The 15,630-nt window shown below is 66.1% G+C and carries 18 protein-coding genes; 15 read left to right on the plus strand and 3 right to left on the minus strand.

The window, feature by feature from the left end:
* Positions 1 to 3 precede the first annotated feature (3 nt).
* From OKQ63_RS16955 to OKQ63_RS16970, 4 genes are all read left to right on the plus strand, one after another.
* Positions 4 to 381 carry an ExbD/TolR family protein gene (locus tag OKQ63_RS16955; protein WP_264211208.1) on the plus strand — a complete coding sequence of 126 codons (378 nt, stop codon included), beginning with the start codon at positions 4 to 6 and terminating at the stop codon, positions 379 to 381.
* A gap of 10 nt (positions 382 to 391) precedes the next feature.
* Positions 392 to 775: an ExbD/TolR family protein gene (locus tag OKQ63_RS16960; protein ID WP_264211209.1), complete on the plus strand. Its 384-nt coding sequence runs from the start codon at positions 392 to 394 to the stop codon at positions 773 to 775.
* Positions 772 to 1,611 carry a cell envelope integrity protein TolA gene (gene tolA / locus OKQ63_RS16965; RefSeq protein WP_264211210.1) on the plus strand — a complete coding sequence of 280 codons (840 nt, stop codon included), beginning with the start codon at positions 772 to 774 and terminating at the stop codon, positions 1,609 to 1,611. The genes OKQ63_RS16960 and tolA overlap by 4 nt, the downstream gene beginning before the upstream one ends.
* Positions 1,612 to 1,842: 231 nt before the next feature.
* Positions 1,843 to 2,883: a radical SAM protein gene (locus tag OKQ63_RS16970; protein ID WP_264211211.1), complete on the plus strand. Its 1,041-nt coding sequence runs from the start codon at positions 1,843 to 1,845 to the stop codon at positions 2,881 to 2,883.
* A 60-nt stretch (positions 2,884 to 2,943) separates the two neighbouring features.
* Here the strand turns inward: OKQ63_RS16970 and OKQ63_RS16975 are convergent, their stop codons facing one another.
* Entirely contained in the window at positions 2,944 to 3,741 is a 798-nt protein-coding gene (locus OKQ63_RS16975) for a phytanoyl-CoA dioxygenase family protein (RefSeq protein ID WP_264211212.1), read from the minus strand.
* 99 nt (positions 3,742 to 3,840) lie between these two features.
* Between OKQ63_RS16975 and OKQ63_RS16980 the strand changes: the two genes are divergently transcribed.
* Positions 3,841 to 4,770 carry a LysR family transcriptional regulator gene (locus OKQ63_RS16980; RefSeq protein ID WP_264211213.1) on the plus strand — a complete coding sequence of 310 codons (930 nt, stop codon included), beginning with the start codon at positions 3,841 to 3,843 and terminating at the stop codon, positions 4,768 to 4,770.
* Here OKQ63_RS16980 and irrA read toward each other — a convergent pair.
* Positions 4,735 to 5,151, minus strand: coding sequence for an iron response transcriptional regulator IrrA (gene irrA / locus OKQ63_RS16985; RefSeq protein ID WP_264211214.1), 417 nt, complete (start codon positions 5,149 to 5,151; stop codon positions 4,735 to 4,737). The genes OKQ63_RS16980 and irrA overlap by 36 nt on opposite strands.
* Before the next feature lie 218 nt (positions 5,152 to 5,369).
* Here irrA and fabA point away from each other — a divergent pair, with 218 nt between their 5' ends.
* From fabA to OKQ63_RS17000, 3 genes are read left to right on the plus strand one after another with little or no spacing between them, the layout of a single operon-like run.
* A complete protein-coding gene (gene fabA, locus OKQ63_RS16990) occupies positions 5,370 to 5,879 on the plus strand; it encodes a bifunctional 3-hydroxydecanoyl-ACP dehydratase/trans-2-decenoyl-ACP isomerase (protein ID WP_264211215.1) in 510 nt (169 codons plus the stop codon).
* A gap of 44 nt (positions 5,880 to 5,923) precedes the next feature.
* A complete protein-coding gene (gene fabB, locus OKQ63_RS16995; protein ID WP_264211216.1) occupies positions 5,924 to 7,153 on the plus strand; it encodes a beta-ketoacyl-ACP synthase I in 1,230 nt (409 codons plus the stop codon).
* 6 nt (positions 7,154 to 7,159) lie between these two features.
* Entirely contained in the window at positions 7,160 to 7,951 is a 792-nt protein-coding gene (locus OKQ63_RS17000) for an enoyl-ACP reductase FabI (RefSeq protein ID WP_264211217.1), read from the plus strand.
* A gap of 263 nt (positions 7,952 to 8,214) precedes the next feature.
* Here the strand turns inward: OKQ63_RS17000 and OKQ63_RS17005 are convergent, their stop codons facing one another.
* Positions 8,215 to 8,643 carry an FKBP-type peptidyl-prolyl cis-trans isomerase gene (locus OKQ63_RS17005; protein WP_264211218.1) on the minus strand — a complete coding sequence of 143 codons (429 nt, stop codon included), beginning with the start codon at positions 8,641 to 8,643 and terminating at the stop codon, positions 8,215 to 8,217.
* A gap of 138 nt (positions 8,644 to 8,781) precedes the next feature.
* Here OKQ63_RS17005 and OKQ63_RS17010 point away from each other — a divergent pair, with 138 nt between their 5' ends.
* The 7 genes from OKQ63_RS17010 to OKQ63_RS17040 all read left to right on the plus strand — a co-directional run bounded on the left by OKQ63_RS17010 (position 8,782) and on the right by OKQ63_RS17040 (position 15,486).
* Positions 8,782 to 9,468, plus strand: a complete 687-nt coding sequence (locus tag OKQ63_RS17010) for a haloacid dehalogenase type II (RefSeq protein WP_264211219.1) — start codon at positions 8,782 to 8,784, stop codon at positions 9,466 to 9,468.
* A gap of 8 nt (positions 9,469 to 9,476) precedes the next feature.
* The gene (locus OKQ63_RS17015; RefSeq protein WP_264211220.1) at positions 9,477 to 10,307 is read left to right on the plus strand and encodes an alpha/beta fold hydrolase; all 831 of its coding nucleotides are present in this window, start codon (positions 9,477 to 9,479) and stop codon (positions 10,305 to 10,307) included.
* Positions 10,304 to 11,281, plus strand: a complete 978-nt coding sequence (locus OKQ63_RS17020; protein WP_264211221.1) for a threonine ammonia-lyase — start codon at positions 10,304 to 10,306, stop codon at positions 11,279 to 11,281. Before OKQ63_RS17015 ends, OKQ63_RS17020 begins: the two co-directional genes overlap by 4 nt.
* Before the next feature lie 44 nt (positions 11,282 to 11,325).
* On the plus strand, positions 11,326 to 12,522 hold the full coding sequence (locus OKQ63_RS17025) for an endonuclease/exonuclease/phosphatase family protein (protein ID WP_264211222.1): 1,197 nt from the start codon (positions 11,326 to 11,328) through the stop codon (positions 12,520 to 12,522).
* 132 nt (positions 12,523 to 12,654) lie between these two features.
* A complete protein-coding gene (gene pcaD / locus OKQ63_RS17030; RefSeq protein WP_264211223.1) occupies positions 12,655 to 13,446 on the plus strand; it encodes a 3-oxoadipate enol-lactonase in 792 nt (263 codons plus the stop codon).
* Positions 13,439 to 14,149, plus strand: coding sequence for an alpha/beta fold hydrolase (locus OKQ63_RS17035; protein WP_264211224.1), 711 nt, complete (start codon positions 13,439 to 13,441; stop codon positions 14,147 to 14,149). Before pcaD ends, OKQ63_RS17035 begins: the two co-directional genes overlap by 8 nt.
* Positions 14,149 to 15,486: a class-II fumarase/aspartase family protein gene (locus OKQ63_RS17040; protein WP_264211225.1), complete on the plus strand. Its 1,338-nt coding sequence runs from the start codon at positions 14,149 to 14,151 to the stop codon at positions 15,484 to 15,486. Before OKQ63_RS17035 ends, OKQ63_RS17040 begins: the two co-directional genes overlap by 1 nt.
* Positions 15,487 to 15,630: the final 144 nt, after the last annotated feature.

Here is a 15,630-nt window from a genome sequence, read left to right on the forward strand (position 1 = left end):
GCCATGCAGTTCACCCAAGCCCCGAAACCCCGGCGCAAGCCGAGCCTGACGCCGATGATCGACGTGGTGTTCCTGCTGCTGGTGTTCTTCATGCTGGCTTCGCGCTTTGGCTCGGACGCGGTGCTGCAGCTGCCGCTGGCGGGCCAGGGCGGCGCCTATACCGGGCCGCCGCGGCTGATCGGCATCGGCACGGGCAACCTGGACGTCAACGGCGTTCCGGTCGCGGACAGCAATCTGACCCAGGCGCTGGCGCCGCTGATGGAAAGCCCCGGCGACATGCTGGTGCTGCGCGGCCGCGACGGCGCCAGCCTGCAGCGCATCACCGATGTGACCGGCCTGCTGCAGCAGGCCGGCTACAGCAATTTCGTGCTGGTGGAATGAGGAGATGCGCATGGACCTGACAGATCCGCCCCGCCGCCCCCGGGCGGAATCCATCGTGCCGATGATCAATGTGGTGTTCCTGCTGCTGATCTTCTTCCTGATGACCTCGCGCCTGTCGCAGCCGGAACCGTTCGACGTGACCCCGCCGGACGCGTCCGCCGAAAGCGAACCGGAAGCGGACCCGGTGCTGTTCATCAGCGCTGGCGGCCGGTTGCACTTTGATGGCGCCGAAGGCGACGCGGCCATCGCCCGGCTCGCCACGGCCGGGGCAGACAGCCCGGCGGTGCAGCTGCGCGCCGATGCCGGGCTGGAGGCCGGCACCCTGGCCCGCGTTCTGCGCCAGCTGGCCGAAGCCGGGCTCAGCCGCGCCGAACTGGTGGTGCGCCAGCCATGAAGCGGACCGCGGAATTTACCCTTTTTGCCGGGATCGCGGCGCTGATCCATGTCGCGCTGTTTGCCTCGGCACCGGACTCCGGCGTGCACTCCAGCGGTGCCGGCGGCAGCGAAATGATCTCGGTTCAGGCGGCCGATGCCACCGTTGCCCGGATGGTGGAAGCCTGGGAGCGCCCGCTGCTGGCGCAGCCGCAGCTGGCGCCCGATCCGGCGCCGCCGCTGCAAGCGCCGGCCGCGCCGGAGCTGCCGCAGTTCGACCTCGCACGGGCGCCGCAGGCGGCGGCGCAGATCGCGCTTGCCGAGCCTGCCCCCGCCGAGCCGCCGGTGGCGGATACCGCACCGCCGCCCCCGCCGCCGCCAGAGCGCAAGCCCGCCCCCGCAGCCAAGCCCCGGCCCAAGCCGCAACCGGCGCAGAAGCCCGAGCCGCAGCAGGCCCGCAAGGCCGAACAGACCACCGCCGGGCGCGCCGAGCAGCGTGCGGCCGGATCCGGCGGCGGGGCGCAGACCGGGCAGTCCGGCGACGCGGCAGCTGCCACGGCCCGGGCCGGGCAGCAGGCCAAGCTGCAGACCATCTGGGGAGCCAAAATCCGCACCCGCATCGAACGCCGCAAGCGTTATCCATCCGGCGCAAGCGGCAAGGGCACGGTCGTGGTGCGTCTCACCGTTGCCCGGTCGGGCCAGCTGCTGAGCCACCGGATCGCCAGATCCTCCGGCAATGCCGCCCTTGATCAGGCGGCACTGAAGGCCGTCCTCCGGGCTGGCAAGTTTCCTGCCGCGCCCAAGGAACTCGGCCTCAGCCAGCTCAGCTTCAACCTGCCGATGAGCTTCTCGCGATAGCTGTGAAACCCCTGCCGCCCGCGCCCGTTCATGGCGGGCATTGCGCTGCAGGGCCGCCGGGGTGTGAAAGCATGGAAAAAACAGGGAAATTGCGCACGGCCTCCGTCCCGCTGCTTGAAATACGCCCCGGGCACATCACGTAGTGATCACAACCCGTGACGGGGCAAACGGTTGTCTGCGACTGCTTGTCCGCTATGGTAATTTCCACAAGCATCTTTCGGAGGCCATCGCATGAAAGATCTCGCCCCCGCGCCGGACCTGACGCCGGAGACCGCGCAGCCGGACCTTCCCGCCAAGCCGCCCGCCCTGCATGAACGGGCCCTGCATCTGCTGGCGCGGCTGCTGCCGCTGTCGTTTTTCCGCCGTCCGCCCAAGATCATCATCATCGACGCCACCAACAGCTGCAACCTGCGCTGCCCGGTCTGTCCGGTGACCTTTGCCATGCAGCGCAAGCGCGGGATGATGAAGCCGGCGGTGTTCCGCAAGATCATCGACGATTTCAAGGATCAGCCGGAAAAGCCCGCGATCTATTTCAGCTTCTCGGGTGAGCCGACCCTGCACAAGGATCTGCCGGATTTCATCGCCTACGCGCATGACAATGGCCACGACACCTATCTGTCGACCAACGCAACCCGGCTGACACCCGGGATGAGCGAACGGCTGGTCCGCTCCGGCCTCGCACGGGTGAACCTCTGCATGGACGGGTTTTCCAAGGAGGCGCAGGAGACCTACCGGGTCAATTCCGACTTTGACAAGGTCAAGGCCAGCATCGAGGAATTCCTGACCATCAAGAAGGACCTGGGTTCCAAGACCCCGGTGACCGTGCTGCAGACGCTGCTGACCAGCTACTCCGAACCGCAGATGGACGAGATGGAGGCCTGGGCGCGCGAGGCGGGCTTTGACCGGGTGCGGTTCAAGACCTTTTCGATCGGCTCCTATACCTCTGCCGACCAGAAACGCGAGTTTGCCCATTTCCTGCCGCGCCAGAAGAAACTGCGCCGGCATCCGCGCCACACCAGCCACGCGATGTGCACGGTGCCGCTGTTCCAATCGGTGGTGTTCTGGAACGGCGACCTCGGCCTGTGCTGCATCGACTACGACCAGGTGATCCAGCTGCCCAACGTGGAGCAGGACGGCTTTCTCGCTGCCTACCGGTCGGACGAGGCCGCCCGTGCCCGCAAACGCGGGTTCCTGAAGCAGTTCGGCATCTGCAAGACCTGCTCCTTCTCCAACGCCGAAAACATGGGCATCCGCCGCGACCTGAAGCAGTAGACCGCCAGTTCTGTCCTCTTTCCGGAAATACTGGAAGGGGGGGTGAAGGCCCCCTCCCCTTTACCGCTGCAGCAGGATCGGGAACCAGTCCTCGCGCAGGCGCTGGCCGGGCTGCATGCCATGCCCCGGAAACGGCGGCGAGGTCGGACCCGGGCGTTCCACGTAACGCGCATCATCCCCCACCAGCCGCAGCGAGAAGGCGCGGCGGCGGGTGGCAGAGGTGTTGCCGCGGGCGCCGTGCAGGGTCTTGTAGTTGAAGGCGACCGCATCGCCCGGCTGCATCGGGTATTCCAGCACCGTCATGCCCTCGGCATCCGGATCGGGGACCGGCATGTACTGGCCTTCGTCGGCAAAGAAACCTTCCTCCGACACCCAGCGGGTGGGCAGCACCTCTTTTTCCCACTTGTGCGAACCGGCGACGCAGCGCAGGGTCGCCTCCTTCACCTCATCCAGCGGCGACCAGAAGCTGATGGTCTGCTGCCCTTCGACAAAATAATAGGGCCCGTCCTGGTGCCAGGGGGTCGCCATCGAGGTGCCCGGTTCCTTGACCAGAACGTGGTCGTGGAACAATTGCACCGAAGAGGACTGCATCAGATCGGCGGCGACTTCGGCCACCGGCGAGTGTTCGATTGCCTGCTGGAACTCGGGGATGAGGGTCCAGTTGCAGTAATCATCAAAGAACTTCCCGGTCTGGCCGGCTTTTTCATTGTTCGAGGCATAAGGCCCCGGGTTCTCCATGTTGGCGGCGACGCCTGCACGCAGCAGCTCGGCCTGATCCGAAAACAGGCCGCGGATGAGGACGACACCATCGCGCTGGTACTGCTCAACATGTTCCGGGGTGATGAGGGGGTGGACCATTTCTGCCTCCGCTGCTGAATGATGCAATTCCGATGCGCCATTCCTGCCGCGGCTAAGACATAGTTTCAAATCATATCTTTCTAAGATACCCTTCGCTTCATGTTATATCTGACCCTGCGCCATTACGAATACATCTGCGCCGTGGCCCGCCACGGCAGCCTGTCGGCAGCAGCCGAGGCGGTGCATGTGAGCCAGCCTGCTCTCTCCGCCGCACTCAGCCGGATCGAGGAGCGTCTGGGGCACGCGCTGTTCCTGCGCCGCCGCGGCGCGGCGCTGGCGCTGACCCCCGCGGGCCGCCGGTTCGCGGATCGGGCTCAGGCGCTGCTGGATCAGGCGGTGCGGCTGGAAAATCCGGAAAGTACAGGTGCCGCGCAGAAACTGGTGCTGGTCTGTTTCTCGGATCTCGCACCGTTTCTGCTGGCCCCTGCCCTGAAAGCCCTGCGCGAAGCCCTTCCGGAGGTGGAGGTCAGCCACCGCGCCTGCGGGTTTGCACCGCTGATCACCGCGCTCACCGAGGGCGCGGCGGATCTGGCCATCACCTATGACCTGGGGCTGGATGCCGGTTTCGGCCGGGCCGAACTCGACCGGATTGCGCCGCACGCGCTGATACCGCCCGAGCATGGGCTGGCCGGGCGCAGCGGCATAACTCTGGAAGAACTGGCGGAGCATCCGCTGGTCCTTTCGCAGGAAGGCATGTCGGTGCAGCATATGCTGGGGCTGTTCAAAACGCAGGGGCTGGTGCCGCGGATTGCGCACCGGGCGGAGTCGCTGGAGCTGCTGCGCAGCCTGGCCGCCAATGGCGAGGGTGTGGGCATCAGCTACAGCCTGCCGCCCGGCGGGATGAGCTATGACGGCAAACCCTTATGCTCCGTGCGTGTCACTGATCCGGCGGCGCAAGAGCCGGTGATTCTCGCCGCGCATGCGCAATTGCCGGAGACCTCTCCGGCGTTCCTGGCGCATGGCATTCTGCGGGACGCGCTGAGCGCCGGCCGGTCAGACCTTGCGCAGGCGGATCACCACATCGACTGAGGCGATCTCCATCCCCTCGGGGGCTTCCGGCAGTTTGTGAATCACCAGTTCTTGGGCGGGGGCATCGCTGACCCGGCCCTCGTCCTCCCAGAAGAAATGCGGGTGGTCGTGGGTATTGGTGTCGAAATAGCTCTTGGAGCCGTCCAGCGGGATCTCCTGCAGCACGCCTGCATCGCAGAAGGCGCGCAGCGTGTTGTAGACGGTGGCCAGCGATACTGCAGCGCCATTTTTCTTGGCCGACTCGAAGAGGCTTTCAGCGGTGATATGGCGGTGTTTGCCGTCGCCGACCAGCAATTCGGCAAGCGCCACCCGCTGCCGGGTGGGTCTCAGCCCGGCCTCTGTCAGCCAGCGTGTGGCCGCATCTTCGCTGTTTGGCGTCATGAGCAGGTCCTGCTTCGCGTTGCTGACCGTATATATAGGAGCAACACCCGGGGGTTTTCAAATGAAATTCATTCGCAGCTGAATGTCCGTTACCTGTGCGCCTGGGGCACATTCAGCGCAGCAAGTGACGCCGGGTCCCCTTGCAGGACCCTTTGGCCGGGTGCTACAGGGGGCCAGATATACCTATAGACCAGACCCTAGGCAGGAGAGATGCCCGAATGGCCGATTACCCCAGCAGCTTTGACAAGGACGAATTGCTGAAATGCGCGCGGGGCGAGCTGTTCGGACCGGGCAACGCGCAATTGCCGGCCCCGCCGATGCTGATGATGGATCGCATCACCGAAATTTCCGGTGACGGCGGCGAGCACGGCAAAGGCCATGTGATCGCCGAATTCGATATCACCCCGGACCTGTGGTTCTTTGACTGCCATTTCCCCGGCAACCCGATCATGCCCGGCTGCCTGGGCCTGGACGGCCTGTGGCAGCTGACCGGCTTCAACCTGGGCTGGCGCGGCTGGCAGGGCCGCGGCTATGCGCTGGGTGTCGGCGAGGTGAAGCTCACCGGCATGGTGCGTCCGGACCGCAAGATGCTCACCTACCGCGTCAACTTCACCAAGGCGGTGCAGACCCGCCGCCTGACCATGGGCGTCGCCGATGGCATTGTCGAGGCTGACGGGGATGTGATTTATCAGGTCAAGGATATGAAAGTGGCCCTGTCCGAGAGCTGATCCGCTTTCCGGAACAAGTCAGTCACAGCAACAGGAGTACGCATATGCGCCGCGTCGTCGTCACCGGTTTGGGGATCGTTTCCTCCATCGGGAACAATGCCGAAGAGGTTCTTGCCTCGCTCAAGGCCGGCAAATCCGGCATCGTAGCCAGCCCGGAAATGGCCGAGCACGGCTTCCGCAGCCAGGTGGCCGGCACGCTGAAAATCGATACCGCCCAGCATGTGGACAAGCGCACCCTGCGGTTCATGGGCCCAGGCGCCGCCTATGCCCATATCGCCATGAGCCAGGCGATTGCCGATGCGGGTCTCGGCGAAGACCAGGTGGTGAACGAGCGCACCGGTCTGGTGGCAGGCTCCGGCGGCCCGTCTACTTCGGCCATGCTGGCGGCGCATCAGACCGTGCTGAAGTCCGGCGCAACCAAGCGCATCGGTCCCTTTGCAGTGCCGAAATGCATGTCCTCGACGATCTCCGCGAACCTTGCGACCGCCTTCAAGATCAAAGGCATCAACTATTCGATCACTTCGGCCTGCTCGACCTCGCTGCACTGCATCGGCAATGCTGCCGAGCAGATCATGATGGGCAAGCAGGACGTGATGTTTGCCGGCGGCGGCGAGGAGCTGGACTGGACCCTGTCCTGCCTGTTCGACGCGATGGGCGCGATGTCCTCGAAAAAGAACGACGACCCGGCAAGGGCCTCGCGCGCTTTTGACCAGGACCGCGACGGCTTCGTGATCTCGGGCGGCGGCGGCATCGTGGTGCTGGAGGATCTGGAGCATGCGCTGGCCCGCGGCGCGAAAATCTACGCCGAAGTGACCGGCTTTGCGGCCACCTCGGACGGCCACGACATGGTGGCGCCCTCCGGCGAAGGCGGCGAGCGGGCGATGCGCCTGGCGCTGTCCACCCTGCCCGAGGGACGAAAAGTCGACTACATCAACGCGCATGGCACCTCGACCCCGGTTGGCGACGTGGGTGAAGTCGAAGCTGCCCGCCGCGTTTTCGGCGAAGGCAAGGTGCCGCCAATCTCCTCGACCAAATCGATGACCGGCCACGCCCAGGGCGCCGCCGGCGCGCTGGAGGCGATCTTCTGCCTGCTGATGCTGGACAATGATTTCATCACCCCGTCGATCAATGTCGACACCCTCGCCGAAGGCATCCTGCCGGGCGAGATTGCCACCGATCTGGTGGAAAACGCCGGCCTCGATTCGGTGATGACCAACAGCTTCGGCTTTGGCGGCACCAATGGCTCGATGGTTCTGAGCAAGTACAAGGAATAACTGACGATGGCGGGATTGCTGACCGGCAAACGCGGCCTGATCATGGGCGTTGCCAATGACCGCTCCATCGCCTGGGGCATTGCCAAGGCCATGGCGGAAGCCGGGGCCGAGCTGGCCTTTACCTATCAGGGCGAAGCCTTCGGCAAGCGGCTGGAGCCGCTGGCCCAAAGCGTCGGTTCGGACTTCATGGTCGACGTGGATGTGACCGATGACGCCTCGCTGGATACGGCATTCGAGCAGCTGGCAGCGCGCTGGCCCGCAATCGACTTTGTGGTGCACGCGATTGCCTATTCGGACAAGTCGGAACTGACCGGGCGGTTCCTGGATACCAGCCGGGCGAATTTCAAGAATTCGCTGGATATCTCCGCCTATTCCTTCATCGAAGTGGCGCGCCGCGCCTACCCGCTGATGAAGGAAAACGGCGGCACCCTGCTGACGCTCACCTATCAGGGCTCCAACCAGGTGGTTCCGAACTACAACGTCATGGGCGTGGCAAAGGCGGCGCTGGAATCGGCAACCCGTTACCTGGCCAACGATCTGGGCCCCGAGGGCATCCGGGTGAACGCGATCTCGCCCGGCCCGATGAAGACCCTGGCCGGTGCCGCCATTGGCGGGGCCCGCAAGACCTTCAAGCACACTGCCCAGAACGCCCCCTTGCGCGACAACGCGACGCTGGAGGCCGTGGGCGGCACCGCGGTCTACCTGGCCTCGGACGCAGGCGCCTGCACCACCGGCGAGATCATCCGGGTCGATGGCGGCTTCCACGTGCTGGGGATGCCGCAGCCGGAGCACCTGTAACCGGATCCGGACAACGCGGTCATAGAGAAAAGGCGCCTCACCGGGCGCCTTTCTTATGTGCTGCTGATTGTGCCCGCATACCGCAGCGGTTCTGCCTGGCTCCGCCCCGGTGCGCTCCCGCCCGTCGCTGGGCTTCTGCCGAAGCCCGCTCCCGTTGGGCGTGGCACCGCGCGCGCGGTGCCACGCCCAAGGCCGCCAATCGTCGGCCGGCAAAGCCGGGTGACTGCGGGCGCGGGAGCGCCCCCTTGCCCGCAGCCGGCACCTCAGTTGACCGAGACCAGCTCGATGTCGAAGACCAGGTCCTTGCCCGCCAGGAAATGGTTGGCATCCAGCGTCACGGTCCCGTCGCTGACCTCGACCACCGTCACCGGCAGCACCTGGCCCTCGGGGCTTTGCATCTGCAGCTGGGTGCCAAGGTCCAGCGGAATGTCCGCCGGAATGCCTTCGCGCGGGATTTCCTGGCGCGCAGCGGGATTGATCGGACCGTAGGCCTCGGCGCAGGGGATTTCGAGAGTCTTCTTCTCACCCGCGGTCATGCCTTCGAGGCCTGCATCCATGCCGGCAATCACCTGGCCTGCGCCAACGGTGAATTCCAGCGGATCCCGGCCTTCGGAGCTGTCGAAGACAGAGCCATCCGTCAGTTTGCCAGTGTAATGGATGCGCACGGTGTCGCCGTTCTTGACCTCGGTCATGGGATCTCCAGTCCAGGTGAGAGTTGCCAAAGCCGGGCACCCTAATGGGTGACGCAGCGATGTAAACCCGTATGGGTACAATTTCCCGCTTTGCCCGCCCCCTGTGCGCGTGCAACTCTCGCTTCAAGGGAGGGAGCCATGCCGATCACCACCTGTGTCTTTGACGCCTACGGAACCCTGTTCGATGTGGCCGCCGCCGCCCGGCAGGCCGCCTGCGAGCCGGAGTTTCCGCATCTGCGAGACAGCTGGGCAGAACTTGCCAGCCACTGGCGGCTGAAGCAGCTGCAATACACCTGGCTGCGCGCCATCACCAAGGCCCATGCCGATTTCTGGGACGTGACCCAGGACGGGCTCGACTGGGCGATGGAGGCCGCCGGGCTGGCAGGCGATGCCGCCCTGCGCCAGCGCCTGCTGGATCTCTACTGGGAACTGCAAGCCTACCCGGAAGTGCCTGCCATGCTGAAAACTCTCAAGAGCGCCGGAATGAACACGGCGATTCTGTCGAACGGGTCGCCTGCAATGCTGGACGGCGCGGTGCAGTCGGCCGGCTTGGGCGCGCTGCTGGATGATGTGCTGTCGGTGGAAAGCGTCGGCGTCTTCAAACCCGATGCAAAGGTCTATGACCTGGTCGGCAAACGCTTCGGCTGCGCCAAAGAAGAGGTGCTGTTTGTCTCCTCCAACGGCTGGGATGCGGCGGGGGCCGCGGGTTACGGCTTTGCCACCGCCTGGGTGAACCGGGCGGGAGAGCCGGTGGACCGTCTGCCCTGGAAACCCGCGCACATCCTGCAGGACCTGACCGCCATTCCTGACCTGACGGGGAGCTGAGTGCGCACATGCCATTTTTTGTAACCCGGGACGGGCTGCAGCTGCATTATTCCGTTGGCGGAGAGGGACGGCCGCTCCTTTGCCTCGCGGGCCTCACCCGCGACAGCCGGGACTTCCGCTATTTTGCACCCCATGCCGGGCGGTACCGGATGATCACGCTGGATGCGCGCGGCCGGGGGCAGTCTGCGCGTGATCCCGATTTCACGAATTACAATGTGCTGCGCGAGGCGCAGGATGTGCTGGAGCTGCTGGATCACCTGGGACTGCAGCGCACCGCGATCCTGGGCACCTCGCGCGGCGGCCTTGTGGCCATGACACTGGCGGCGATGGCCAAGGACCGGCTGTCGGCAGTGATCCTGAATGACGTCGGGCCGGAAATCCCGGCAGGCGGGATCGCGCGGATCATGGAATACGTCGGCCGCCGCCCGGCCGCCAAAACCTATGAGCAGGCGGCCGCAACGCTGGACACGCTGATGCGCCCGGCCTTCCCGGATGTCCCCGCCACGCGGTGGCGCGAGGAAGCCGAGGCCTTCTACGACCAGGGCACGGACGGGCTCAGCCTGCGCTATGATCCGCGCCTGCGCGATGCCCTGCTGGCGCAGGCCGAGGCCGGCCCGCCCGCGGATCTGTGGCCGCTGTTCCTGGCCCTGGACGGCCTGCCCTGCGGCGTGATCCGCGGTGCCAATTCGGACATTCTGAGCGCTGAAACTTTCGCAGAAATGCAGCACCGCCTGCCCGGCTTGCAAGCGGCGGAAATTGCCAGCCGCGGCCATGTGCCGTTTCTGGACGAGCCGGAAGCGCTCGCCCTTATCCATTCAGTACTGGACCAAACCAAATGACCTCAATTGCCATGATCGACGCCGCCGCCGAGCGGCTGAAAGGCCATGCCCGCGTCACCCCGCTGTTGTCCTCGCCGTTTCTGGACGAGATTGCCGGGCGCCGGCTGTTCGTGAAGGCGGAATGCCTGCAGCACACCGGATCGTTCAAGTTCCGCGGCGGCTGGTCGGCGGTCTCGGCGCTGCCAGACGACGCGCTCAGGCGCGGTGTCATCGCCTATTCCAGCGGCAACCATGCGCAAGGCGTGGCAGCGGCAGCCCGGGCGCATGGCGCACCCGCAGTGATCGTGATGCCCGCCGATGCGCCGCGGCTGAAGATCAATAACACCCGCGATCTGGGCGCTGAGGTGGTGCTTTATGACCGCGCGGGCGGGGAGAGCCGCGAGGCGGTCGGTGCCCAGCATGCCGAAGCACGCGGGCTGACGCTGATCAAACCCTATGACGAGCCGCAGGTGATTGCGGGCCAGGGCACAACCGGGCTGGAGATCGCGGACCAGGCCGCCGCGGAGGGCGTCACGAAGGCGGATGTGCTGGTCAACTGCGGCGGCGGCGGGCTGTCGTCCGGCATTGCCCTCGCGCTGGAAGCCCGCGCCCCTGGCCTGCGGGTGCGGACCGTGGAACCGGAGGGATTCGACGATGCGGCCCGATCGCTTGCGGCAGGCGAAATCCGCCAGAACCCCAGCCAGTCCGGCTCCATCTGCGACGCGATTCTGACGCCGCAGCCGGGCGAAATCACCTTTCCCATCCTCAGCCGGCTGTGCGGCCCGGGGCTGGCCGTCACCGAGGAAGAGGCGATGCGGGCGATGGCACAGGCCTTTTTGCGGCTGAAAATCGTGCTGGAACCCGGCGGCGCCGCGGCATTGGCGGCGGCGCTGTTTCACCCCGGAGAGATCACCGGCGCAGCTGTGATTGCGGTTGCCACCGGCGGCAATGTGGATGCGGAGCTGTTCCGGGAGGCGCTCACGCGCTATGCTTGAATCCTGGCCGCGCGGGGTATCGCGCGGCAGTCAGGGAGGCTTTCATGACACGTTTCACCATCGCCTCGTTCAACGTCAAGAATCTGATCGGACCGGAGCGGGAGTACTACCGCTTTCAAAGCTACACGCCGGAGGAATACGCCTGGAAGGCGGACTGGATGGCGGATCAGCTGCTGACGCTGAATGCCGATATCGTCGGGTTCCAGGAAGTCTTTGAGGAAGCGCCGCTGCGCCAGGTGATTGCCGAAACCGACCGGCGCGGCGCGCAGGCCAATGCCGCCAGCATCCCCGACCCTTCCAAGCGCTATCACCGCAAGGCGATCTTTCAGAAACTGGCCTTTGGCTCCTATGCCGAAGCGGAACTGGCCTTTGCGCCGAACATCAACGACACCGGCGAGCCGGGCGGGCGGCGGCCCGGGCTGGCCTTGCTGTCGCGGTCCGGTTTCGAAGACGCGCCGGAAGTGATCCAGGACCTGGCCCAGCCGCTGGACATCCCGATGGCCTGCCTGGGCGAGGAAGAAGACGCGGGGTTCTACACCCTGCGCCGCCTTTCGCGCCCGATCCTCAAGGTGCGGGTGCCGGTTGGGGGCCAAGTGATCAGCATCTTCAACTGCCATCTGAAATCCAAGCTGGGAGAATACATCAAACCGCAGGGCGCCCCCTACCCTCCGGAAACCGTGCTGACGGCCTATGACGCGGCAGGCCGGGCGATGGGTTCCTTGCGTGCGGCCCTCAGGCGGATGGGCGAGGCATGGGTCCTGCGGCGCGCCGTTCTGGATGAGCTGGAGCAAGGCCGCCCGGTGATGGTGCTGGGTGATTTCAATGACGGCGAGCACGCGGTGAGCAGTGAAATCATCTCCGGCGAAGTGCCGTTCAGGAACTACGCCTGGATGCTGCGCCATGACGCCCGGCATCCGGCCGACCGGTATTCCGAGGAGGAGGATGCGCAGATCCGCGAGGCCATCGACCGGGTGCGGCTGCGCGCGGCCGAGAAGATGTTCCTGAAGAAAAGCCTGCGCGATGTGGTCTACACCACTGCCTTCGGCGGCGTTCACGAAAGCATCGACCAGATCTACATGTCGCGCCACTTTGACCCGTCCTGGCCCGGCGCCTTTGGCGAGATGCTGTATTACAGCGTCTTCAACGATCATCTGACCGACGGCAGCCATCCCGAAGCGCCCTACAACAAGCTGGCCTCCGATCACGGGCAGATCATGGCCCACATGGAGCTGCGCGGCTGAGGCGGGCCGGAAAATCCAGTTTTCACGGCCTGTTTTCTTTCTCAGGAAAATTCCCCCGCTGGCGGCGGCCGGCTGGTTTACCTCTCTGCCCCGGCACAGGTAGACTGCGGCAGAGCAGCAAAGAGGTATTCCATGCAGATCGCAGATCTGGGCAATGTCCAGCTTCACTACCGCATCGACGGGGACGCGGACGGCGCCCCGCTCGTCTTTGCCAATTCGCTGGGCACCGATCTCAGGGTCTGGGACGCGGTGGTGGCAAGGCTGCCGCGCGGGCTGCGCATCATCCGCTATGACAAGCGCGGGCACGGGCTGTCCTCCTGCCCGCCTGCGCCCTACTCGATGGGCGCGCTGGTGCGGGATGCGGAACGGCTGCTGGATCATCTGCAGGTGCGCGACTGCGTGTTCGCGGGGCTGTCGATCGGCGGCATGATCGCGCAAGGTCTGGCGGTGAAGCGGCTGGATCAGGTCCGGGCGCTGGTGCTTTCCAACACAGCCGCCAAGATCGGCACCGCGGAGATGTGGAAGGAGCGGGTGCAGACGGTGCAGGCGCAGGGGATCGAAGCGCTGGCCGATGCGGTGATGGAACGCTGGTTCTCACGCGGGTTCCGCGCTACGCCCGAGCTGCAGCTGTGGCGCAACATGCTGGTGCAGCAGTCCCGCGACGGCTATGCCGGCTGCTGCGCGGCAATTGCCGGAACCGATTTCTACACCCCTACCAGCGGCCTGCGGCTGCCGTGCCTTGGCATCGCGGGTGCTGAGGACGGCGCCACCCCGCCGGACCTCGTGCGCGAAACCGTGGACCTGATCCCCGGCAGCCGGTTCCGCCTGATGCGCCGGGCCGGCCACATCCCCTGCGTCGAGCAGCCGGAGGAATATGCCGAATGCCTGACCGCCTTCCTTAGGGAGACCGGGCACATTGGCTGATATCCTGCTGATCCACGGCTCCTGCCACGGCGCCTGGTGCTGGCGCGACGTTGTCCCGGCGCTGCAAGCCCGCGGCCACGCGGCCCGCGCCATCACGCTGCCCGGCCATGACGGCGTCCGGGACCCGGCAACGGTTACGCTGGAAGAAACCGCAGAGGCGGTGCTGGCGGCTGCAACCCCGGACACCATCGTGCTGGGGCATTCCTGGGGCGGTTTCCCGGTTTCCGCCGCGGCCGAGACCGGTCCGGACCGGCTGCGCGGGCTGATCTTCCTGTGCGCCTATCTGCCGGTCAGCGGTCTGTCCCTGATCGGAATGCGCAAGGCCGGACCGGCGCAGACGCTGACCGGCGCGACAGCCAAGAACGCCGCCGGCACCAGCTACAGTTTCGTGCCGGAGACCGCGCCGGAGCTGTTTTATCACGACTGCCCGGAGGAGGCAGTGCGCATTGCCCTGGAGAACCTCTGCCCGCAGCCGATCCGGCCGCAGGAGACGCCTATCCGGCTGAGCGAACGGTTCGAGAGCGTGCCCAAGGCCTATATCCGCTGCACCGCCGACCGGGTGATCCCGCCGGAATACCAGGCGCAGATGGCGTCCCGGCTGCCGCCGCAGCGGGTCTTTGAAATGAACACATCCCATTCGCCCTTCTTTGCGGACCCCGAGGGGCTCGCCGGTCTGATCGGGCAAATTGCAAAGGACTTCTGATGGCAGGTTCCGTTTTCGACAGCCAAGTATACGGCGGTCTTTTCAGCGGCGGCGAGGCAGGCCGCCTGTTTTCCGACAGTGCCGAGGTGCGCGCCATGCTGCTGGCAGAAGGCGCGCTGGCCAAGGCCCAGGGCGCGGCGGGGGTGATCCCCCAGGACAGCGCCGCCGCCATCACCCGGGCGGTGGTGGAAATTGCCGTCGATCCCGGCGTGCTGAAACAGCCCACCGGCCGGAACGGCGTGCCGGTGCCGGAGCTGGTGGCCGCCTTCCGCGCGGAAATGAAGGCCCCCGAACATGCGCAGTACGTGCATTGGGGCGCCACATCGCAGGACATCATGGACAGCGGGCTGATGCTGCGCCTGCGTCAGGCGCTGGCGCTGGTGGAGGCCGATGTTCTGGCCGCGGCAAAGGCGCTTGGAAGCCTGGCCCGCACCCATGCAGAGCTGCCGATGGCCGCCCGCACCTATGGCCAGCACGCCACCCCGGCCAGTTTCGGCGCGGTGGCGGCAGGCTGGGGCGCGCCGCTTCTGAATCTGCTGGAAGAGCTGCCTTCGCTGCGGCAGTCCTGCCTCATGGTGTCCTTGTCCGGGGCGGCAGGCACGGCCTCTGCGCTGGGGCCGAAAGCGGCGGAAGTGCGCGCCGCGATGGCCAAGGGGCTGGCTTTGCAGGATCCGGGGCGCAGCTGGCACACCGACCGCACGCCGGTTCTGCGGATTGCGGACTGGCTGACGCGGGTGGCCCTGGCGTTTGGCAAGATCGGCGAGGACTGCATCGCTTTGGTGCAGAGCGGCATCGGAGAACTCTCGCTGGGCGGCGGCGGCGCATCCTCCACCATGCCGCAAAAGCAGAACCCCGTCGCGCCTTCGGCGCTGGTGGCGCTGGCGCGGCAGGGCAGCGGTTTGCACTCTGTGCTGCAGGGAGCCGCAGTGCAGCGGCACCAGCGCGACGGGGCCGCCTGGTTCACCGAATGGATGTGCCTGCCGCAGATCGTTCTGGGCGCGGCCAGTGCCGCGAAAACCGGCAAGGATCTCTGCGCCGGTCTCAGCCCCGATCCGGAGGCAATGGCGGCCGCACTGTCAGGCGGGCTGGACATGATCCACGCCGAGACGCTGAGTTTTGCGCTGGCCGGACAAATGCCGCGGCCGGATGCGCAGGCCGCGGTCAAGGCCCTGTGCCAAGAGGCGCAGGCTGCGCAAACGCCGCTGCGGGAACTGGTGGCGCGCGACTATCCGGATCTGGACGCCGCGGCACTGTTTGACCCGGCCCGGCAGATGGGCTGTGCGCCGTGGGAAGCCATGCAATTCGCCAAGAAGACGGAGGATCTGGGCGGCAAATAGCGGACGCCAGCAGTGGCCGGAGCTTGTCCCTGCTGTCAGGCAGCTGGAACAAAGGCGCTGCAATCCAGCGCTTCAGCCGGCTTTCCCCGCCCTGGTGCCGCTGGCCGTCATGACCGGCACCATGGGCATCGGCTGCGCGGCGAT

This window comes from Leisingera thetidis (assembly GCF_025857195.1).
GTDB lineage: Bacteria > Pseudomonadota > Alphaproteobacteria > Rhodobacterales > Rhodobacteraceae > Leisingera > Leisingera thetidis.

What these genes read in the sequence shown, in the direction of transcription:
- OKQ63_RS16955 (WP_264211208.1), top strand. Translation starts at nt 4, where the DNA reads ATGCAGTTCACCCAAGCCCCGAAACCCCGGCGCAAGCCGAGCCTGACG.
- OKQ63_RS16960 (WP_264211209.1), top strand. Translation starts at nt 392, where the DNA reads ATGGACCTGACAGATCCGCCCCGCCGCCCCCGGGCGGAATCCATCGTG.
- tolA (WP_264211210.1), top strand. Translation starts at nt 772, where the DNA reads ATGAAGCGGACCGCGGAATTTACCCTTTTTGCCGGGATCGCGGCGCTG.
- OKQ63_RS16970 (WP_264211211.1), top strand. Translation starts at nt 1,843, where the DNA reads ATGAAAGATCTCGCCCCCGCGCCGGACCTGACGCCGGAGACCGCGCAG.
- OKQ63_RS16975 (WP_264211212.1), bottom strand. Translation starts at nt 3,741, where the DNA reads ATGGTCCACCCCCTCATCACCCCGGAACATGTTGAGCAGTACCAGCGC.
- OKQ63_RS16980 (WP_264211213.1), top strand. Translation starts at nt 3,841, where the DNA reads ATGTTATATCTGACCCTGCGCCATTACGAATACATCTGCGCCGTGGCC.
- irrA (WP_264211214.1), bottom strand. Translation starts at nt 5,151, where the DNA reads ATGACGCCAAACAGCGAAGATGCGGCCACACGCTGGCTGACAGAGGCC.
- fabA (WP_264211215.1), top strand. Translation starts at nt 5,370, where the DNA reads ATGGCCGATTACCCCAGCAGCTTTGACAAGGACGAATTGCTGAAATGC.
- fabB (WP_264211216.1), top strand. Translation starts at nt 5,924, where the DNA reads ATGCGCCGCGTCGTCGTCACCGGTTTGGGGATCGTTTCCTCCATCGGG.
- OKQ63_RS17000 (WP_264211217.1), top strand. Translation starts at nt 7,160, where the DNA reads ATGGCGGGATTGCTGACCGGCAAACGCGGCCTGATCATGGGCGTTGCC.
- OKQ63_RS17005 (WP_264211218.1), bottom strand. Translation starts at nt 8,643, where the DNA reads ATGACCGAGGTCAAGAACGGCGACACCGTGCGCATCCATTACACTGGC.
- OKQ63_RS17010 (WP_264211219.1), top strand. Translation starts at nt 8,782, where the DNA reads ATGCCGATCACCACCTGTGTCTTTGACGCCTACGGAACCCTGTTCGAT.
- OKQ63_RS17015 (WP_264211220.1), top strand. Translation starts at nt 9,477, where the DNA reads ATGCCATTTTTTGTAACCCGGGACGGGCTGCAGCTGCATTATTCCGTT.
- OKQ63_RS17020 (WP_264211221.1), top strand. Translation starts at nt 10,304, where the DNA reads ATGACCTCAATTGCCATGATCGACGCCGCCGCCGAGCGGCTGAAAGGC.
- OKQ63_RS17025 (WP_264211222.1), top strand. Translation starts at nt 11,326, where the DNA reads ATGACACGTTTCACCATCGCCTCGTTCAACGTCAAGAATCTGATCGGA.
- pcaD (WP_264211223.1), top strand. Translation starts at nt 12,655, where the DNA reads ATGCAGATCGCAGATCTGGGCAATGTCCAGCTTCACTACCGCATCGAC.
- OKQ63_RS17040 (WP_264211225.1), top strand. Translation starts at nt 14,149, where the DNA reads ATGGCAGGTTCCGTTTTCGACAGCCAAGTATACGGCGGTCTTTTCAGC.